The sequence below is a fragment of the Serinicoccus chungangensis genome, from assembly GCF_006337125.1.
Lineage (GTDB): Bacteria > Actinomycetota > Actinomycetes > Actinomycetales > Dermatophilaceae > Ornithinicoccus > Ornithinicoccus chungangensis.
The window spans coordinates 2,607,837-2,627,029 of sequence record NZ_CP040887.1; the positions used below are offsets into that span (position 1 = coordinate 2,607,837).

Here is a 19,193-nt window from a genome sequence, read left to right on the forward strand (position 1 = left end):
GGGGCCGGTCAGCCGCCGGCGAGCGCCTTGACCACCCGGGAGGGCGCGGGGCGGCCGAGCTGCTCGGCCATCCAGGTGCTCGTCGCGACGAGGGCGTCCAGGTCGGCGCCGTGCTCGATCCCGAGCCCGTCCAGCGCCCACACCAGGTCCTCGGTGGCGAGGTTGCCGGTGGCCGACCTCGCGTAGGGGCACCCGCCGAGCCCGCCGGTCGAGGCGTCCACGACCTGCACCCCGCGGCGGATCGCGGTCATGGTGTTGGCCAGCGCCTGGCCGTAGGTGTCGTGGAAGTGCACGGCGACCTGCTCCATACCGATCCCGGCGTCGTCCAGCGCGTCCAGCAGCCGGAGCACGTGGCCGGTCGTCCCCACCCCGATCGTGTCGCCGAGCGAGAGCTGGTCGCAGCCGAGGTCCATGAGGCGGGAGCAGACGTCGACCACCTGCTCCACGGGCACCGGGCCCTCCCACGGGTCGCCGAAGCACATCGACACGTAGGCGCGCACCCAGGCCCCGGCGTCGAGCGAGCGCTTGACCACCGGGGCGAACATCTCGACCGACGCGGCGACCGAACGGTTGAGGTTCTTCTGCGCGAAGGTCTCGGTGGCGCTGCCGAAGATCGCGACCGACGTGACGCCCTGGTCGAGGGCCCGGTCGAGGCCGCGCTCGTTGGGCACCAGCACCGGACGCTGCTGCCCGCGTCCGTCGGCGCCGAGCAGGCCGAGGAGCTCCTCGGCGTCACCGAGCTGAGGGACCCACGCCTGCGGGACGAAGCTGGTCAGCTCCACCGTGCTCAGCCCGGCGGCCAGCAGGCGACGCACGAACTCCGCCTTGACCTGCGTCGAGACGACCGACTTCTCGTTCTGCAGGCCGTCGCGCGGCCCGACCTCGTAGATCGTCACCCGGTCCGGCATCCCCGTCGTGGGCTCGGTCATCGGCAGCGTGCGCGTCATGTCGCCAGCCTGTCAGATGCCGTGGGGGCAGGGACGCCCGCGGCGGGGCGGACGGCAGCGGTGCAGGTGACCGGATGGGTCGGGGGTATGGGCGTGTCGTCGGCTCAGCCGTTCACGTGAACGGCTGAGCCGGTCCGGCCGGGCGTGTCGTCGGCCCAGGCGTTCACGTGAGCGACTGAGCCGGTCCGGCCGGGCGTGTCGTCGGCCCCGGCGGCCGCGCGAGGCACCGGAGGCCCCGCGTGCCCCGGCTCAGCGCAGGGCGAGCGCGGTGGCGACGGCGGCGGAGGCCGCCTCGTGGCCCTTGTCCTCGCGGGAGCCGCTCAGGCCCGCCCGGTCCAGCGCCTGGGCCTCGTCGTCGCAGGTCAGGACGCCGAAGCCCACCGGCACGCCGGTCTCGACGCTCACCTGGGTGAGCCCGGAGGTCGCCGCCTGGCAGACGTAGTCGAAGTGCGGCGTGCCGCCACGGACGACGACGCCGAGGGCGACGACCGCGTCATACCCCTCGCGGGCCAGGCGCGCGGCGGCGACCGGCAGCTCGAAGCTGCCCGGCACCCGCACCTCGCGGACCTCCTGCACGCGGGCCTCGCTCAGGGCCCGCCGGGACCCGTCCAGCAGGCCGTCCATGACCGTGGTGTGCCACGACGCCGCGACCACGGCGACCCGCAGGCCGCGTCCGTCGACGGTGATGGTGGGTGCTCCGGCGCCGCTCATGCTGTGCTCCTCGTCTCGTGGGTGGGGTCCGGGGTGGGGTCCGCCGTCGTCCTGGGCACCGCGGTCCGGGACGCGTCGCCCAGGGACCGGGGTCCAGGACCGGGCGCGGCGGAGGCCGGGTGCGGGAGGTGCCCGAGCCGTTCGACCTTGGTGCGCAGGTAGGCCGCCGCCTCGGCCGGCGCGGGCCGGCCCGAGGCCACGGTCTCGGCGACGGTGAGGCCCAGACCGGTGAGCGCCGCCACCTTGTCCGGGTTGTGGGTCAGCAGCCGCAGCGGCCGACCGGCCAGGCCGAGGTCCTCGAGGATCGCGGCGGCGGCGGTGTGGTCGCGGGCGTCCACCGGCAGCCCCAGCGCCTCCTGCGCGGCGACGGTGTCGAGGCCCCGGTCCTGCTCGGCGTAGGCGCGCAGCTTGTCGAGGATCCCGACGCCACGACCCTCGTGGCCGCGCAGGTAGACGACGGCACCGCCCTCGCGGGCGACCCGGGCCAGGGCGTCCTGCAGCTGCGGGCCGCAGTCGCAGCGGCGCGACCCCAGCGCCTCCCCCGTGAGGCACTCGGAGTGGACGCGCACCAGGGGGCTCGGGCCGGGGTCCGGGTGCCCGAGCAGGGCGAGGTGCTCGACACCGGTCACGAGGTCGCGGTAGCCGTGCACCACCAGCTCGCCGTGCTCGGTGGGCAGGACCGAGCTCGCGACGCGCTCCACCCGGTCGTGCCGCTGCCGGTAGGCGACGAGCTCGGCGATGGTGACGACGGGCAGGTCGTGCTCGGCGCCCAGGGCGTGCACCTGCGGCCCGCGCAGCATCTCGCCCTCGTCGTCGACGAGCTCGCCGATGACCCCGACCGGCGCCAGCCCGGCGAGCCGGCAGAGGTCGACGGTCGCCTCGGTGTGCCCGGGCCGCGCCAGCACCCCACCGGCGCGGGCGCGCAGCGGGATGAGGTGGCCGGGCCGGCGCAGGTCGGCCGGGCCGCTGTCGGGGTCGGCGAGCACCCGGGCGGTGCGGCACCGGTCGCCGGCGCTGATGCCGGTGGTGACGCCCGCCGCCGCGTCCACCGTCACGGTGTATGCCGTGCGCAGCTCGTCCTCGTTGACCCGCACCATGAGCGGCAGGTCGAGGCGGTCGGCCACCTCCGCCGGCATGGGGGCGCAGAGGAAGCCCGAGGTGTGGCGGACCGCCCAGCCGGTCCACGCCGGGGTGAGGGTCTGCGCGGCGAGCACGACGTCGCCCTCGTTCTCCCGGTCCTCGTCGTCGAGCACGAGCACCGGGCGTCCCTCGCGCAGCGCCGCGAGCGCCTGCGGCAGTTCCGCGGCGCTCACCGGTCCAGCTCCGGGTCGAGCAGCCGCTCGGCATACTTCGCCAGCACGTCGACCTCGACGTTGAGCGCGTCGCCGGGCGCGCGGCGGCCGAGCGTCGTGAGCGCCAGCGTGGTGGGGATGAGCGAGACCTCGAACCAGTCGGGCCCCACCGCCGACACGGTGAGCGACACCCCGTCGAGGGCGACCGAGCCCTTGTGGGCGACGTAGCGCGCGAGGTGCGGCGGCAGGGCCAGCCGCACCACCTCCCACCTCTCCCCCGGGGTGCGGGACAGCACGGTCGTGGTGCCGTCGACGTGACCCTGCACGATGTGGCCGCCGAACCGCCCGGTGACGGGCAGCGAGCGCTCCAGGTTGACCGGGTCGCCCGGCGCGAGCGCGCCGAGGGTGGTGACGGCCAGCGTCTCGGCCATGACGTCGGCCTCGAACCCCTCGTCGGTGTGCCGGGTCACCGTCAGGCAGACCCCGTTGACGCTGATCGAGGCACCGTGGGTGGCGTCGGCGACCACCTGGGGGCCGCGGATCTCGACCACGCTGGCGTCCGGGCCGTCGGTCCGGGTGACGAGCGTGCCGAGCTCCTCGACGATGCCGGTGAACATTCAGTCCTCCTGGGCGGGGGTGGTGGGGCGCAGCCGCAGCTGCAGGTCGGGGCCGAGCGTGGTGACCTCGACCAGCTCGAGGCGGGCGGCGTCGGCGATGGTGCCGATGCCGAGGTCGGGTATGGCGTGCGGCCCGGCGCCGAGGAGCGCGGGGGCGAGGTGCACGAGCAGCTCGTCGACCAGTCCGGCCCGCCAGAACGCGCCGCCCACCGTCGGGCCGCCCTCCACCAGCACGCTGTGGACTCCCCGCCGGCGCAGGTCGGTAAGCACCTCGGCCGGGTCGTGGGTGCGCAGGTGGACGACGTCGCCGGGGCGGGGGCCGTCGGCGTCGACGGGGCGGCCGGAGTCGGCGGGGCGGCGGCCGGCGGCGTCCGCCACGGCCGCCGCGAGCTGGGACCCGGCCGGCAGGTCGCGGGCGCCCACGACGACGCGCAGCGGCTGCTCGGGCCGCAGGGCGCCGTCCTGGTCACGGGCGGTCAGCCCCGGGTCGTCGGCGTGCGCGGTGCCGGTGCCCACGAGCACGGCCCCGACCCGGGAGCGCAGCGCGTGCGCGGCGGAGCGGGCCTGCGGGGAGGTGATCCACCGGCTGGTGCCGTCGGCGGCGGCCACCCGCCCGTCCAGCGTGCTGGCGATCTTCCAGGTGACGTGCGGGCGCCCCAGGCGCGCGGCGCGGGCCCAGTCCTCGACCAGGTCCTCGGCGCCGGGGTGCGGCTCTCGACGCACGTCCACCCCGCCGGCCGCGAGGACCTGCGCGCCGCCGCCCGCGGCGGTGGCGTCCGGCACGGCATACACCACCGCGGCGACACCGGCCTCGACCAGCGCGGCGGCGCACGGCGGGGTGCGCCCGTGGTGGGTGCAGGGCTCGAGGGTGACGACGGCGGTCGTCCCCCGCGCGGCGTCTCCGGCCGCGGCCAGGGCGGCGGTCTCGGCGTGCGGGGTACCGGCACCCTGGTGGGCCCCCTCGGCCACGACCGAGCCGTCGGGGGCGAGCAGGACGCAACCGACGCGGGGGTTGGGGTCGCGCCCGGGCCCGCGGCGGGCGAGGTCGACGGCACGGTCGAGGGCGCGGCGCACGACGGCGTCGGCGATCGTCGACTGCTGGGTGGCGGTCACCTCACGTCCTTCCCGGTCGAATGCCCGGGGGCGTGGGGAGGACGAGGTCGGGACGGGGTCGTCGCCGAGGTCGGGCCGACGGCCCGACGAGGTGGCGACGGGAGCTCCCGCCGACCCGCGCTGCCTCCCTTCCGGACTTTCACCGTCGGTCCTGGAGTTTCACCAGGTCAACCGGCCGCTGGCTGCGGTCGGGTCGCGGACTGTCACCGCCGGCTCGGAGTTGCACCGACCCCGGAGCGCGTATGTCGTTCGCCACCAGTGTAGACCCGCGACGGCGGCCGTCCCGCCCCACCGCCGGGCTGGCCGGTCGGTCCTCCCGGGGCTCGACGGTGTCGTCCCTCTCGCATCCGAGGTGACCTCGGACGACTCAATCCACGTGCTCCGGCGACGCGCGGAATGCGGGAGGGGCGGCATACCGTTGAGCCCACGATGAATGGCCCCCTGATCGTCCAGTCCGACAAGACCCTCCTCCTCGAGGTCGACCACGAGCGCGCCGAGGCGGCGCGACGCGACATCGCGCCCTTCGCCGAGCTCGAGCGCGCGCCGGAGCACGTGCACACCTACCGGGTGACGCCGCTCGGCCTGTGGAACGCGCGCGCCGCCGGGCACGACGCCGAGCAGGTCGTGCACTCGCTCATCGAGCACAGCCGCTACCCGGTGCCCCAGTCGCTGCTGGTGGACGTCGCCGAGACGATGGCGCGGTACGGCCGGCTCACGCTCACCAAGGAGGCCGTGGACGGCGAGGACGAGCCCGTCCTGCTCCTGCGCACGACCGACCGTGCCGTGCTGGCGGAGGTGCTGCGGCACAAGAAGATCCAGCCGCTCGTCGGGGACCGCGTCGACGACGACACGGTGCGGGTGCACGCCTCCGAGCGCGGGCACCTCAAGCAGGAGCTGCTCAAGGTCGGCTGGCCGGCCGAGGACCTCGCCGGCTACGTCGACGGCGAGGCGCACCCGATCGGGCTCGACGAGGCCGACTGGTCGCTGCGCCCCTACCAGCAGCAGGCCGTCGACGGCTTCTGGGACGGCGGGTCCGGCGTGGTCGTGCTGCCGTGCGGGGCGGGCAAGACCCTCGTCGGCGCCGGGGCCATGGCCCGCTCGTCGACGACCACCCTCATCCTCGTCACCAACACGGTGAGCGCGCGGCAGTGGCGCGAGGAGCTGCTGCGCCGCACGACGCTCACCGAGGACGAGATCGGCGAGTACTCCGGGTCGCGCAAGGAGATCCGGCCGGTGACCATCGCGACCTACCAGGTGCTCACGCTCAAGCGGAAGGGCGTCTACCCGCACCTGGACCTGCTGGACGCGCGCGACTGGGGCCTCATCGTCTACGACGAGGTGCACCTGCTGCCCGCGCCGATCTTCCGGATGACCGCCGACCTGCAGGCCCGCCGCCGGCTCGGGCTCACCGCCACGCTGGTGCGCGAGGACGGCCGAGAGTCCGACGTGTTCTCGCTCATCGGGCCCAAGCGCTTCGACGCGCCGTGGAAGGACATCGAGGCGCAGGGCTACATCGCCCCCGCCGACTGCGTCGAGGTCCGGGTCAGCCTGTCCGACTCCATGCGGATGGCGTACGCCGTCGCCGAGCCGGACGAGCGGTACCGGTTCGCCGCGTGCGCGCCGGCCAAGGACGCGGTCGTGGAGCAGCTGGTGGGCCGGCACCAGGGCCAGCCGACGCTGGTCATCGGGCAGTACCTCGACCAGCTCGACCAGCTCGCCAGCCGCCTGGACGCCCCGCTCATCACCGGTGAGACGACGGTGGCGCAGCGGCAGGAGCTGTTCCGGCAGTTCCGGGAGGGGGAGATCAGCCTGCTCGTCGTGAGCAAGGTCGCCAACTTCTCCATCGACCTGCCGGAGGCGAGCGTCGCGATCCAGGTGTCCGGCACCTTCGGCTCCCGGCAGGAGGAGGCGCAGCGGCTGGGCCGCGTCCTGAGGCCCAAGGGCGACGGCCGGACGGCGCACTTCTACACCCTCGTCGCCCGGGACACGGTCGACGCCGAGTTCGCCGCCCACCGGCAGCGCTTCCTCGCCGAGCAGGGCTACGCCTACCGCATCGTCGACGCCGACGACCTCGACGCCCCCACCCCCTCCGCCCCGGACGCGTCGTAGGGCCGCACCGGACGCGTCGTCAGCACGCACCGGACGCGTGGTCGGCATACACCGAGCGCGTGGTCGGCATACACCGAGCGCACCGTCGGGTCTCTGACGCACCCATCGCGAGTCCGGAGCACACCAAGCACGCGTCCGGTGGAGTCGGAACAGACGTCCGGTGGAGCCTGAGAACGCGTCCTGTGCGGGATGGGCGCGCAGGCGATTCCCAGGAAAGTTCCAGGCTGCGCGCGCACCATGGGTGTATGACCGCGAGCCAGACCGAGCCGGAGGCCACGCTCCTCGTCGTCGAGGACGAGACCAACATCCGCGAGCTGCTCACGACGAGCCTGCGGTTCGCCGGGTTCTCGGTGCACGCCGCGCCGGACGGGCGCAGCGCCCTCCAGCTCTCCGGCGAGCACGACTTCGACCTGGCCGTGCTCGACATCATGCTCCCCGACATGGACGGCTTCACCGTCACCCGCACCCTGCGCGAGCGCGGGCTGGACCTGCCCATCGTCTTCCTCACCGCCAAGGACTCCCTCGACGACAAGATCAAGGGCCTGACCGTGGGAGGCGACGACTACGTCACCAAGCCGTTCAGCCTGGAGGAGGTCGTGGCCCGCATCCGCGCCGTGCTGCGCCGCACCCGGGTGGCCGACGAGGGTGATGACCACGCCCTGCGCGTCGCCGACCTCGAGCTCGACGAGGACAGCCACGAGGTGCGCCGGGCCGGCAAGGTCATCGAGGTCTCCCCCACCGAGTTCAAGCTGCTGCGCTACCTCATGCTCAACCCGGGCCGGGTGCTCTCCAAGAGCCAGATCCTGGACCACGTGTGGGACTACGACTTCCGGGGGGAGATGAACATCGTCGAGTCCTACATCTCCTACCTGCGGCGCAAGATCGACGTCGTCGGCGAGCCGCTCATCCACACCAAGCGCGGCGTCGGCTACGTGCTGCGCGAGCCGCGCTGAGGCGGCACACCCCTCCCGTGCTGCACCACCTGCGCCGCGCCGCCTACAGCAAGCTCCACGGGCTCTCCCTCACCCGACGCCTGGTGACGGTGCTCGTGCTGCTGGTCCTGGCGGCATACCTCCTCACCACGTCGGTGACCATCACCATGCTCCGCGGCTACCTCGTCGACCGCGTGGACGCCGACCTGGAGACCTACATCACCCCGCTCGCCCAGCGGGTGTCGGCCCAGCTGCTCGAGGACGCGACGGGCCGGCAGGACACCAGCGCCGAGCTGTGGCTGCCGCCCAACTCCTACTACATCCTGCTGACGCCCCTGGACGACTCGGCGCCGCCCGTCTCCCTCGCCTCCCGCGGCATGGACGACACGCCGGACCTCACCCGGGTGGCCATCGACGACGGCCGCCTCGGCGAGCCGTTCACCGTCGGCGGCGACAAGGGCGGGGGGACCTGGCGGGTGCTCGCGCTGCCGCTGGACAACGACCAGGGCGTGGTGTCCGGCACGATCGCGGTCGCCCTGCCCCTGGACGAGGTCGACAGCACCACCCGGCAGCTCGCCTTCCTCACCATCGTCATCGGCCTCACCACGATGGTCGTGGTGGGGGTGCTCGGCTGGTTCGCGGTGCGCCGCGCCTTCCGCCCGCTCACCCGCATCGAGGACACCGCCGCCGCCATCGCGGGCGGCGACCTCGCCCGCCGCATCCCGCCACACGGCGCCCGCGACGAGGTCGGGTCGCTGTCGGACTCGCTCAACCGCATGCTCGCCCGCATCGAGCACTCCTTCGCCGTCCGCGAGGCCTCCGAGCAGCGGATGCGCGACTTCGTCGCCGACGCCTCGCACGAGCTGCGCACCCCGCTCGCCACCGTCAAGGGGTATGCCGAGCTGCACCGCTTCGGGGCGATGTCCGGCCCCGAGGACGTCGCCGGGGCGATGCGCCGGATCGAGGACGAGGCCACCCGGATGACCCGGCTGGTGGAGGACCTGCTGACGCTGACCCGCTGGGACTCCCAGCCGCAGATGGCGCCCACCCGGGTGGACCTGACCGTGCTCGCCTCCGACGTCGTGCAGGACGCGCGGGTGCGCGCCCCGGACCGGACCGTGCGCCTCGTGCCCCTGGCCGGCGGCCTGCCGGACGCCACGCCCGAGGTGGTCGGCGAGGACGGTGCGCTGCGCCAGGTGCTCACCAACCTCGTGGCCAACGCCCTCGCGCACACCCCCGCGGGCACGGCCGTCGAGGTGGCGGTAGGCCGGGTCGACGGCACCGTCGTCGTCGAGGTGCGCGACCACGGCACCGGCCTGGACGAGGACACGGCCGAGCGGGTCTTCGAGCGGTTCTACCGGGCCGACAAGTCGCGCAGCCGCGCCTCCGGCGGCACGGGTCTCGGCCTGGCGATCGTCGCCGCCATCGTCGGGCGCCACCAGGGGTCCGTGCGGCACCTGCCCACCCCCGGTGGCGGCGCGACCTTCCGGGTCGAGCTGCCCACGGACCCACGTCCAGCAGATTCCTAGTCGACACCCAGGTGGCACCGACCTGCGGGTGGTGTCATGGGCCTCATGACCACCCCACAGCACGACCCGCAGGGCCCCACGGACCAGCAGCGTCACGACGACGCCACCGCCCCGGTGCCGACCACCGCGCACCAGTCCCACCAGCAGCACCCGGGCGACGGCTCCGCCCAGTCCCACCAGCAGCACCCGGGCGACGTCACCGCCCAGTCCCACCAGCAGCACCCGGGCGACGCCACCGCCCAGTCCCACCAGCAGCACCCGGGCGACGCCACCGCCCCCGTCCCGACCACCGCGCACCAGGGCCCGGCCGCGCCCAGCTGGCAGCAGCCCACCCCGCCGCGCCAGCGCCGCCGCTACGGCGACATCGCGGTCGCGAGCGTCCTCGCGGCGCTGCTCGCCTCCGGCGGGACCTTCGCCGCCGTCGAGCTGGCCGGTGACTCCCCCGCGACCCAGAGCACCGCGGCGGGCGAGGGCGACGACACGGCCAGCGGCGACGTCCGCGGCACCACCGTCTCCCTCTCGGGCGAGCAGGACTGGGCCTCCGTCGCCGAGGCCGTCACCCCCAGCACGGTGTCCATCGCGGTCGCCGGGGCCGGCGGTGAGGGCTCCGGGTCGGGCGTCGTGTGGGACACCGAGGGGCACATCGTCACCAACGCGCACGTGGTCGCCGGCGCGGAGCAGGTGCAGGTGACGCTGCCCGGCGGCCGGTCCTACCCGGCCGAGGTCATCGGCAGCGACCCCTCCAGCGACCTCGCGACCCTGCAGCTCGCGACCGTGCCGGACGACCTGCAGCCCATCGCCCTCGGCGACGACGGCGCGCTCGGGGTCGGCGACCCGGTCATGGCCGTCGGCAACCCCCTCGGGCTGTCCGGCACGGTCACCACCGGCATCGTCAGCGCCCTGGACCGCCCGGTGACCACCCAGGGCTCCTCCGGCGACCCCGCCGACCCGGGCGCGGCCGTGGTCACGAACGCCATCCAGACCTCCGCGGCGATCAACCCCGGCAACTCCGGCGGCGCCCTGGTCAACGCGGCGGGCGAGCTGGTGGGCATCAACTCCTCCATCGCCTCGCTCCCCACCGGTGGCACCGGGCAGAGCGGCTCGATCGGCATCGGCTTCGCCATCCCCTCGGGCAAGGTGCAGCTCATCGTCGAGCAGCTCATCGACTCCGGCACGGCGACCCACGCCTTCCTCGGGGTGGGCCTCAACAACGCCCAGGCCGAGGTGGACGGCGCCACGCTCACCGGCGCCTCGGTCACCCAGGTGGAGCCCGGCTCCCCCGCCGAGGGCGCCGGTATGCGCCCTGGTGACCTCATCGTCGGCATCGACGACGAGCCGGTCACCAGCGCGACCGCCCTCGTCGGCCAGGTCCGCGAGCGCGGCGCCGGCGACGAGGCGCGGGTGGCCTACATTCGCGACGGCGAGCGGGCCGAGGTGACGGTGACGCTGGCCGCCCCCGGACGAGCAGGGCTGAGCCACCGGCCCACCGGCGCGGGCCCCGACCGGGCCCGCGCCACCCGGCCCTCACCCGGCATACCGGCCCGTCCGTCGGCCGCCAGGTCACACCCTGGTTCGCACCGGCCCGACTGTCGGCCGCCAGGTCACACCCTGGTTCGCACCGGCCCGACTGTCGGCCGCCAGGTCACACCCTGGGACGCACCGGCCCGACTGTCGGCCGCCAGGTCACACCCTGGGACGCGCACCGGGCCGACCGTCGGCCGCCAGGTCAACCCTCGTCCGGACCGTCATCTGACAGCCCCCTCGACGGGGCTGATGGTTGACCTGCCGGCCGAGGGCGGACCTGGCGGCCGACGGTGGAGGCCTCGCTGCGGGCGGGTCGCCGGCCACCGACGACGCCCACCCAGGCTCCTCAGCGGGCCCGCTCGACCCGCCCCTCGTCCCACACCGGCCCGTCGGTCTCGCGCACGCGGCCGTCCGCCGCGAGGACGAGGAACCGGTCGAAGGACGCGGCGAACCAGCGGTCGTGGGTGACGGCGACCACCGTCCCCTCGAAGGCGTCGAGCCCCTCCTGCAGCGCCTCGGCGGAGTGCAGGTCGAGGTTGTCCGTGGGCTCGTCGAGCAGCAGCAGGGTGGCCCCGGACAGCTCCAGCAGCAGGATCTGCAGTCGCGCCTGCTGGCCCCCGGAGAGCGACTCGAAGCGCTGCTCCCCGGCCCGGGCGAGCTCGTAGCGGTCGAGCACGCGCGCGGCCTCCTCGCGCGGCATACCCCGGCGGTGCTCGTCCCCGCGGTGCAGGATCTCCAGCAGGGTGCGCCCGCGCAGCGCCGGGTGGTCGTGGGTCTGGGCGAACCAGCCCGGGCGCACCCGGGCACCCAGGCGCGCCACCCCGGTATGCCGCACCGGCGCCGGGACGACGTCGCCGACCGGCCGCTGCCCCGGCTCGGGGTCGCTGCCGCCGGCCGCGAGGAGCCGCAGCAGGTGCGACTTGCCCGACCCGTTGGAGCCGAGGACGGCCACCCGGTCGCCGTACCAGACCTCGAGGTCGAAGGGCCGCATGAGACCGGTCAGCTCCAGGGCCTCGCAGACGACGGCCCGCTTGGCGGTCCGCCCTCCGCGCAGCCGCATCCGGACCCGCTGCTCGTGGCTCACGGCCTCCGGCGGCCCGGCCTCCTCGAAGCGCCGCAACCGGGTCTGCGCCGCCTGGTACTGGCTGGCCATGTCGGCGTTGTAGGCGGCCTTCGCCTTGTAGCGCAGCATGAGCGCGCGCAGCGAGGCATGCTCCTCGTCCCACCGCCGCCGGGCCTCCTCCAGCCGCGCGTTGCGCTCGGCCCGTGCCTCGTGCCAGGTGGCGAAGCTGCCCGGGTGCACCCAGAGCGTGCTCCCCGCCGCCCCCGGCTCGAGCGTGGCCACCCGGGTGGCGGCGCGGGCCAGCAGCTCGCGGTCGTGGCTGACGAGCAGGACGGTCTTCGGGCTCGCCCGCAGCTGCTCCTCCAGCCAGCGCTTGCCGGGGACGTCGAGGTAGTTGTCCGGCTCGTCCAGGAGCAGCACTTCCTCGGGCCCCCGCAGCAGCGCCTCCAGCGCCAGCCGCTTCTGCTCCCCGCCGGAGAGGGTGTCGGTCCCCCGCCACTGCGCCTGCTCGAAGGGTATGCCGAGGGCCGCGACCGTGCAGACGTCCCAGAGCGTCTCCTGCTCGTAGCCGCCGACGTCGGCCCAGTCGGCGAGCGCCTGGGCGTAGCCGAGCTGGGCCGGCTCGTCGTCGACGGTCATGATCGCCAGCTCGGCGGCGTCCAGCGCCCGGGCGGCCGCGCGGATCCGCGTCGGGGCCACCGAGACCAGCAGGTCGCGGACCGTCGGCGGGGCGTCGTCCGCGCCGACCTCGCGGCCCATCGTGCCGATGAGCTGCGGCATGACCCCGAGCCCGCCGCTGCGGGACACCGAGCCCTCGTGCGGGCGCAGCTCGTCGGCGACGACCCGCAGCAGCGTGGTCTTGCCGCTGCCGTTCGGCCCGACGAGGGCGACCCGCGCGCCGTCGCCGACCCGCAGACCGATGTCGCGCAGCAGCGGGCGGCCGTCGGGCAGGGTGTAGCCGACGGCGGCGACGTCGACGTGTCCCATGGGGTCCATCCTGCCCGCCGGCGGGCCGTCGGACCCACCTCTTTTCCGGCCGGCCCCGGTCCGGCGGCACCCGGGATCTCGGGCGGCATTGATACCTTGACCCGAGCATGCGCGCGGCCCGTGGCCCGCCCCCGACGTCAAGGAGTCACCCGTGAAGATCGCTGTCCTCGGCGGTGACGGCTTCTGCGGCTGGCCCGCGGCGCTGCACCTGTCCGACCTCGGCCACGACGTGGTCATCGTCGACAACCTCGTCCGACGGCGGATCGACGAGGAGCTCGGGGCCTCCTCGCTCACGCCCATCGCGAGCCCGCAGGAGCGCCTGGCCGCCTGGGAGCAGGTCGGCGGACGACCGATGGAGCTCGTCGAGCTCGACCTCGCGCAGGACTACGACGGCCTGGTCGCCGTCCTCGACGAGCGGCGCCCCGACGCGGTCGTGCACTTCGCCGAGCAGCGCTCCGCGCCCTACTCGATGAAGTCGGCCAGGCACAAGCGCTTCACCGTCGACAACAACACCAACGCCACCCACAACCTGCTCTGCGCCATGGTCGAGACGGGCCTGGACGCGCACCTGGTGCACCTGGGGACCATGGGCGTCTACGGCTACGGCACGGCCGGTATGGCGATCCCCGAGGGCTACCTCGACGTCGAGATCGCCGCCGAGGACGGGACCCGGGTCGAGCAGGAGATCCTCTACCCCACCAACCCGGGCTCGATCTACCACATGACCAAGTGCCTGGACCAGCAGCTCTTCGCCTACTACGCCAAGAACGACGCGCTGCGCATCACCGACCTGCACCAAGGCATCATCTGGGGCACCCACACGGAGCAGACGCTGCGCGACGAGCGCCTCGTCAACCGCTTCGACTACGACGGCGACTACGGCACGGTGCTCAACCGCTTCCTCATGCAGGCCGCCGTCGGCTACCCGCTCACCGTGCACGGCACCGGCGGCCAGACCCGGGCCTTCATCCACATCCGCGACATGGTCCGGTGCGTGCAGATCGCCCTGGAGAACCCGCCCGCCGCGGGCGACCGGGTCAAGATCTTCAACCAGATGACCGAGACCCACCGGGTGCGCGACCTGGCCGAGCTCGTCGCCCGGATCAGCGACGCCGAGGTCGAGCTCGTGCCCAACCCGCGCCACGAGGCGGCCGAGAACGAGCTGCACGTGCACAACGAGACCTTCCTCGACCTCGGCCTCCAGCCGACCCTGCTCGAGGAGGGCCTGCTCATGGAGGTCGAGGACGTCGCCCGGCGCTACGCCGACCGTGCCGACCTCGACAAGATCCCCTGCACCTCGGTGTGGACCTCCCGGCAGCAGGCCGGCGTGCCCGCCTCGCGCGGCGCCGCCGTGGAACGCACGGCCTGAGCCGGGCGAGGGCATACCGGATGCGCATCGCCCTCTTCACCGAGGTCTTCCTGCCCAAGGTCGACGGGGTCGTCACCCGCGTCACCCGCACCCTCGACCAGCTCGCCGACCTCGGGCACGAGGCGCTCGTCTTCGCGCCCGGCGAGCCGCCGACCCGCTACGGCCCGCACCGGGTCGTCAAGGTCCGGTCGGTGTCCTTCCAGCCGTGGTACCCCGAGATCATGGTGGGCCTGCCCACCGCCCGGATCGCGCGCGGCATGCAGGCCTTCCACCCCGACATCGTGCACGCCGTCAACCCGGTGTGGCTCGCCGCCTACGGCGTCATCTCGGCGCGGCGGCGCAACCTGCCGCTGCTCGCCAGCTTCCACACCGACGTGCCCTCCTACACGACCCGGCTCGGCAACGGGCTGCACCTGCTGCGCGCGCCGAGCGAGGCCTGGATCACCGGGATGCACAACCTCGCCGAGGTCAACCTGTGCACGTCAGGGCAGATGGTGCGGCGGGCCCGCGAGGTGGGGATCCGCGAGGTCGACCTGTGGCCCAAGGCGGTCGACACCGAGGGCTACCACCCCTCGCGGCGCAGCGCGGAGATGCGCGAGCTGCTCACCGGCGGGCACCCGGAGGCGCCGCTCGTGCTCTACGTCGGGCGGCTCTCCCGGGAGAAGGACCTCGACCAGCTGCTGGAGCCGATCCGCGAGCTGGCCGCCGAGGGCGTCCGGCTGGCCTTCGTCGGGTCGGGGCCGGCCCGCGCCGAGCTGGAGACGCTGTTCGCCGGCACCCCGACGGTCTTCACCGGCTACCTCGCCGGGGAGGAGCTGGCCGCGGCCTACGCCAGCGCCGACGCCTTCGCCTTCCCCTCGACGACCGAGACGCTGGGGCTGGTCGCGCTGGAGTCCATGGCCAGCGGGGTGCCGGTGGTCGGCGCCCGGGCCGGGGGCATCCCCTTCGTCATCGAGGACGGCGTCACCGGCTTCCTCGTCGAGCCGGGCGACACGGCGGGGTATGCCGACCGCCTGCGCCGCCTCCTGCTCGAGCCCGGGCTCAAGGACCGCATGGGCGCGGCCGCCCGCGCGGATGCGCAGACCCACTCCTGGCGCGCCTCGACCGAGTCGCTGGTCAGCTCCTACGAGCTCGCGATCGAGCGGCACGTCGGCCGCCGCCCGGTGCCCAAGCCGCTGCGGGCCCGCACGCACCGCGACCTGCCCCCGCCCGAGTAGCCGCGGTCCCCGGAGGAGCCGCGGTCCCCGGGGGGCCGGTGCTAGCGTGCCGCGCATGGTGATCGACGGCGAGACCAGGACCACGACCGAGCGCTCGACGTGGAGCAGCCGGCGGGGGGCGTTGGGTCCGGGGCTGCTCGCGGCGTCCGCGGCGATCGGCGCCTCGCACCTCATCTCCTCCACCCAGGCGGGGGCGCTCTTCGGCTGGCAGCTGGTCTGGCTCATCGTCCTCGCCAACGTGCTCAAGTACCCGTTCTTCCGCTTCGGCCCGCAGTACGCCGCCGAGACCGGCCGCAGCCTGGTCGAGGGCTACGCACGGCGCGGGAAGGCCTACCTCTGGGTGTTCTTCGTCCTCGCCGCCGTCTCCTCGGTCATCTCGACGGCCGGCGTGGCGCTGCTGTGCACGGTGATCCTGGCCTACCTGCTGCCCGCGTCGTGGGGCCTCGGCGTGCCCGTGCTCGCGGCGGGGCTGCTCGCGGTGACCTGGATGCTGCTCGTCGGCGGCCACTACAAGGCCCTGGACGGCGTCACGAAGATCATCATGGTCCTGCTCGCGCTCTCCACCGTGGTGGCCGTGGTCATGGCGGCGGGTCAGGGCGCGGTGCGGCAGCCGGGCTTCGAGGACCCCTCGCCGTGGACCCTCGCCACGCTGCCCTTCCTCGTCGCGGTCATCGGCTGGATGCCGGCCCCGATCGAGATCAGCGCGCTCAACTCGCTGTGGGTCAAGGCCAAGGGGGCCGACCGACGCCTCGCGGTGCGCGACGTGCTCTTCGACTTCAACCTCGGCTACGTCGTGTCGACGGTGCTCGCCGTGTTCTTCATCGGCCTGGGCGTCTTCGTGCAGTACGGCAGCGGCCAGGAGATGGAGATGGCCGGCGGCGCCTACATCCCCCAGCTCATGAGCATGTACGGCGCGGCGATCGGGCAGTGGGCGGTGCCGCTCATGGCGCTCATCGCCTTCGCCTGCATGTTCGGCACCGTCATCTCGGTCGTCGACGGGTACGGCCGGGCGGCCGCCGAGTCGCTGCGGCTCATCCGGGGCCAGGACGCCATGAGCAGCCGCTCCAAGGACCTGTGGATCACCGGCATCTCGGTCGTCGCGCTGGCGATCGTCGTCTGGATGAGCGCCTCGCTCGCTGACATGCTGCGCTTCGCGATGATCAGCGCCTTCCTCACCGCGCCGGTCTTCGCGTGGCTGAACTTCTCGATCATCCGCGGCGAGCGCCAGCTGTCGACCAGCATGCGGGTGCTGTCCTACGCCGGGCTGGTCTTCCTCATCGGCTTCACCCTGCTGTTCCTCGCCTCCCAGACCGGGCTGCTCGCCTGACGCCGCTCAGTCGTCGGACAGGTGGGCGTGGACCCGGTCCACCTTCTCGGTGAGCTGACCGGCATACCCCGGGCGCAGGTCGGCCTTGACCACGAGCGAGACGCGCGGGGAGTGCTGCGCCACGGCGTCGCAGGCCGCCTTGATGACCGGCACGACCTCGTCCCACTCGCCCTCGATGGTGGTGAACATCGAGGTGAGCTCGTAGGGCAGGCCGGAGTCGCGGACCACCCGGATGGCGTCGGCGACGGCCTCGCTGACCGAGCCGGACTCGTCGGCGGACTGGGTGGGGGCGACGGAGAAGGCGAAGAGCATGCCACCACGCTAGCCCGGGAGTGGGGGTATCGTGCTTCTCCCCCCTCCTCCACCCTCCAGCGAGGTATGCCGCGATGCCCGCTCCCCCGACCGACCCGCGCGTCGAGCTCGCCGCCGAGCAGGCGCACCTCGCGCGTGCCCGCACCGAGCTGGCGCGCATGCGCGAGCACACCCTCTCCCTGACCGCGGACGGCGGTGACGCCCTCGCCGGCGAGGCGCTGGCGCGCACGCTGTGGCTGCGGGCCAGGGCTCTGCAGGACGACCCGGGGACGACGCTGTTCTTCGGCCGGGTCGACCGCGAGGACGGCACCGAGGGCGAACGCCTCTACATCGGGCGCCGCCACGTCTCCGACGGTCACGGCGACCCCGTCGTCATCGACTGGCGGGCCGGGGTGTCGATGCCGTTCTACCGCGCGAGCACGCACGACCCGATGGGGGTGCGCCGGCGGCGTCGCTTCGGGGTCGAGGGCGGCCAGATCACGGCCTTCGAGGACGAGGTGCTGGCGGACGCCGGCGGCGGGGCCGTGCCCGGGGCCGACGCCGGTGGTGGGCAGGCCTCCGGCGGCAGCAGCATCCTCGCCCGGGAGATCGAGCGGCCCCGGATCGGCCCGATGCGCGACATCGTCGCCACCATCCAGCCCGAGCAGGACGAGATCGTGCGCGCCGACGTGGCCACGACACTGTGCGTCCAGGGCGCGCCGGGCACCGGCAAGACCGCCGTGGGCCTGCACCGCGCGGCCTGGCTGCTCTACGCCTTCCGCGAGCGGCTCGCCCGCTCCGGTGTCCTCGTCGTCGGGCCCAACCGCGCCTTCCTCGAGCACGTCGGCGCGGTGCTGCCCTCGCTGGGGGAGATCAGCGTCCGGCACACGACGGCCGACGACCTCGTCGTCGGCGGCACGTCCGCCCGGGTCCGCGCGACCGACAGCACCGAGGTGGCCCGGCTCAAGGGCGAGGCCCGGATGGCCGGGGTCCTGCGGGAGGCGCTCTGGGGCGCGGTGGGCCCCGCCACCGAGGCGCTCGTCGTCCCGCGCGGCTCGCGCCGGTGGCGGGTCCCCGCCTACGAGGTGCAGGACATGATCGAGGAGCTGCGCGGGCGGGGCGTGAGCTACTCCGCCGCCCGGGCCATGCTGCACCAGCGTCTCGCGCACGCGGTCATGGTGGCCATGGAGCGCTCCGGGGACTCCCCCGACGACCGGGTGCAGGACGGCGTGGCGAGGTCGGCGCCGGTCCGGGCCTACGTCAAGACGGTCTGGCCCGAGGTGAAGCCGGGCGCCGTGCTCGCCCGGGTGCTCTCGACCGGGGCGCACCTGGACGACGACCAGCAGGCCATGGTGTGGCAGAAGCCGCCACGGACGGCGGCCGGGGCGCGCTGGAGCGCCGCCGACCTGGTGCTGCTGGACGAGCTGGCCGACCTGCTCGACCGCACCCCGAGCCTGGGGCACGTCGTCCTCGACGAGGCCCAGGACCTGTCGCCCATGCAGCTGCGCGCCGTCGGGCGCCGGGCCTCCACGGGGTCGCTCACGGTGCTGGGGGACCTCGCCCAGGGCACGACGCCGTGGTCGACGGCCTCGTGGGAGGAGTCGTTGCGGCACCTGGGCAAGGACCTCTCCGCGCCGACGACCCACCTGGAGGAGCTGGTCCGCGGCTTCCGGGTGCCCTCGGCCGTCATCGACTTCGCCGCCCGCCTGCTCCCGGCCATCGCCCCCGACCTGGCGCCCCCGGAGTCGGTGCGGTCCAACCCCGGGCGGCTGGACCTCATACCCGTCGAGGACGCGGTCGTCGGCGCCACGGCGGCGACGACCGACGCCGGCGCGCACGAGGGGTCGGTCGGCGTCATCGTGCCCGACGCGTGGGTGGAGGAGGTCGGGGCCGCGCTGCGCGGGGCGGGCGTCGAGCACGAGGTCATGGACGGGACGCACGCGGAGGAGGGCCTGAGCGTGCGCGTCTTCCTCGTCCCCGCGACGGTGGCCAAGGGCCTGGAGTTCGACCAGGTCGTCGTCGTCGAGCCGGCCGCGATCGCCGCTGCCGAGCCCGACGAGCGCACCGGCCTGCGCCGGCTCTACGTCGTCCTCACCCGGGCGGTGAGCGGCCTCACCGTCGTGCACGCCGAGCCGCTGCCCGGCCCGCTCGCCGCCGCCCCCTGA

14 protein-coding genes, 1 pseudogene and 1 riboswitch are annotated in these 19,193 nt (G+C 74.4%); of the genes and pseudogenes, 8 read left to right on the top strand and 7 right to left on the bottom strand.

The genetic code is table 11. The annotated features are described in order from the left end of the window. Positions 1-8: 8 nt before the first annotated feature. From FHD63_RS11955 to ribD, 5 genes are all read right to left on the bottom strand, one after another. A complete protein-coding gene (locus FHD63_RS11955; RefSeq protein ID WP_139722236.1) occupies positions 9-947 on the bottom strand; it encodes a hydroxymethylglutaryl-CoA lyase in 939 nt (312 codons plus the stop codon). Positions 948-1,196: 249 nt separating this feature from the next. Continuing rightward, positions 1,197-1,658 carry a 6,7-dimethyl-8-ribityllumazine synthase gene (gene ribH / locus FHD63_RS11960; RefSeq protein ID WP_139722237.1) on the bottom strand — a complete coding sequence of 154 codons (462 nt, stop codon included), beginning with the start codon at positions 1,656-1,658 and terminating at the stop codon, positions 1,197-1,199. Beyond that, positions 1,655-2,971: a 3,4-dihydroxy-2-butanone-4-phosphate synthase gene (ribB, locus tag FHD63_RS11965; protein WP_139722238.1), complete on the bottom strand. Its 1,317-nt coding sequence runs from the start codon at positions 2,969-2,971 to the stop codon at positions 1,655-1,657. Before ribB ends, ribH begins: the two co-directional genes overlap by 4 nt. Beyond that, entirely contained in the window at positions 2,968-3,567 is a 600-nt protein-coding gene (locus tag FHD63_RS11970) for a riboflavin synthase (protein ID WP_139722239.1), read from the bottom strand. The genes ribB and FHD63_RS11970 overlap by 4 nt, the downstream gene beginning before the upstream one ends. Next, complete coding sequence (ribD, locus tag FHD63_RS11975; protein WP_238705648.1) at positions 3,568-4,680, bottom strand: bifunctional diaminohydroxyphosphoribosylaminopyrimidine deaminase/5-amino-6-(5-phosphoribosylamino)uracil reductase RibD; 1,113 nt, start codon at positions 4,678-4,680, stop codon at positions 3,568-3,570. A gap of 113 nt (positions 4,681-4,793) precedes the next feature. Continuing rightward, positions 4,794-4,924: riboswitch (FMN riboswitch) on the bottom strand. A 185-nt stretch (positions 4,925-5,109) separates the two neighbouring features. Between ribD and FHD63_RS11980 the strand changes: the two genes are divergently transcribed. The 4 genes and pseudogenes from FHD63_RS11980 to FHD63_RS16670 form a co-directional block, all read left to right on the top strand. Then, positions 5,110-6,789 carry a DNA repair helicase XPB gene (locus tag FHD63_RS11980; RefSeq protein ID WP_139722240.1) on the top strand — a complete coding sequence of 560 codons (1,680 nt, stop codon included), beginning with the start codon at positions 5,110-5,112 and terminating at the stop codon, positions 6,787-6,789. A gap of 245 nt (positions 6,790-7,034) precedes the next feature. Then, a complete protein-coding gene (locus FHD63_RS11985; protein WP_058890526.1) occupies positions 7,035-7,742 on the top strand; it encodes a response regulator transcription factor in 708 nt (235 codons plus the stop codon). Between the two features lie 17 nt (positions 7,743-7,759). Beyond that, positions 7,760-9,250 (top strand): sensor histidine kinase, encoded by a 1,491-nt coding sequence (locus FHD63_RS11990; protein WP_139722241.1) that lies wholly within the window; start codon positions 7,760-7,762, stop codon positions 9,248-9,250. A gap of 45 nt (positions 9,251-9,295) precedes the next feature. Continuing rightward, positions 9,296-10,687: pseudogene (locus FHD63_RS16670) on the top strand (S1C family serine protease); the annotation flags it as partial. Between the two features lie 433 nt (positions 10,688-11,120). Here the strand turns inward: FHD63_RS16670 and FHD63_RS12000 are convergent. Beyond that, positions 11,121-12,824, bottom strand: coding sequence for an ABC-F family ATP-binding cassette domain-containing protein (locus FHD63_RS12000; protein WP_139722242.1), 1,704 nt, complete (start codon positions 12,822-12,824; stop codon positions 11,121-11,123). A gap of 151 nt (positions 12,825-12,975) precedes the next feature. Here FHD63_RS12000 and FHD63_RS12005 point away from each other — a divergent pair, with 151 nt between their 5' ends. Genes FHD63_RS12005 through FHD63_RS12015 form a run of 3 tightly spaced genes read left to right on the top strand, consistent with a single transcriptional unit; the run spans position 12,976 to position 16,737 of the window. Next, the gene (locus FHD63_RS12005) at positions 12,976-14,193 is read left to right on the top strand and encodes an NAD-dependent epimerase/dehydratase family protein (RefSeq protein WP_139722243.1); all 1,218 of its coding nucleotides are present in this window, start codon (positions 12,976-12,978) and stop codon (positions 14,191-14,193) included. A gap of 20 nt (positions 14,194-14,213) precedes the next feature. Next, a complete protein-coding gene (locus FHD63_RS12010; protein WP_139722244.1) occupies positions 14,214-15,410 on the top strand; it encodes a glycosyltransferase family 4 protein in 1,197 nt (398 codons plus the stop codon). Between the two features lie 55 nt (positions 15,411-15,465). After that, positions 15,466-16,737 (top strand): NRAMP family divalent metal transporter, encoded by a 1,272-nt coding sequence (locus FHD63_RS12015; protein WP_139722245.1) that lies wholly within the window; start codon positions 15,466-15,468, stop codon positions 16,735-16,737. A 6-nt stretch (positions 16,738-16,743) separates the two neighbouring features. Here the strand turns inward: FHD63_RS12015 and FHD63_RS12020 are convergent, their stop codons facing one another. Continuing rightward, a complete protein-coding gene (locus FHD63_RS12020; RefSeq protein ID WP_139722246.1) occupies positions 16,744-17,049 on the bottom strand; it encodes an MTH1187 family thiamine-binding protein in 306 nt (101 codons plus the stop codon). A 74-nt stretch (positions 17,050-17,123) separates the two neighbouring features. Between FHD63_RS12020 and FHD63_RS12025 the strand changes: the two genes are divergently transcribed. Further along, a complete protein-coding gene (locus FHD63_RS12025; RefSeq protein ID WP_139722247.1) occupies positions 17,124-19,193 on the top strand; it encodes a HelD family protein in 2,070 nt (689 codons plus the stop codon).

Bases quoted from the DNA above. Each gene is read 5' to 3' on its own strand.
- FHD63_RS11955 (WP_139722236.1), bottom strand. From the start codon at position 947: ATGACGCGCACGCTGCCGATGACCGAGCCCACGACGGGGATGCCGGAC.
- ribH (WP_139722237.1), bottom strand. From the start codon at position 1,658: ATGAGCGGCGCCGGAGCACCCACCATCACCGTCGACGGACGCGGCCTG.
- FHD63_RS11970 (WP_139722239.1), bottom strand. From the start codon at position 3,567: ATGTTCACCGGCATCGTCGAGGAGCTCGGCACGCTCGTCACCCGGACC.
- FHD63_RS11980 (WP_139722240.1), top strand. From the start codon at position 5,110: ATGAATGGCCCCCTGATCGTCCAGTCCGACAAGACCCTCCTCCTCGAG.
- FHD63_RS11985 (WP_058890526.1), top strand. From the start codon at position 7,035: ATGACCGCGAGCCAGACCGAGCCGGAGGCCACGCTCCTCGTCGTCGAG.
- FHD63_RS12000 (WP_139722242.1), bottom strand. From the start codon at position 12,824: ATGGGACACGTCGACGTCGCCGCCGTCGGCTACACCCTGCCCGACGGC.
- FHD63_RS12010 (WP_139722244.1), top strand. From the start codon at position 14,214: ATGCGCATCGCCCTCTTCACCGAGGTCTTCCTGCCCAAGGTCGACGGG.
- FHD63_RS12015 (WP_139722245.1), top strand. From the start codon at position 15,466: ATGGTGATCGACGGCGAGACCAGGACCACGACCGAGCGCTCGACGTGG.
- FHD63_RS12020 (WP_139722246.1), bottom strand. From the start codon at position 17,049: ATGCTCTTCGCCTTCTCCGTCGCCCCCACCCAGTCCGCCGACGAGTCC.
- FHD63_RS12025 (WP_139722247.1), top strand. From the start codon at position 17,124: ATGCCCGCTCCCCCGACCGACCCGCGCGTCGAGCTCGCCGCCGAGCAG.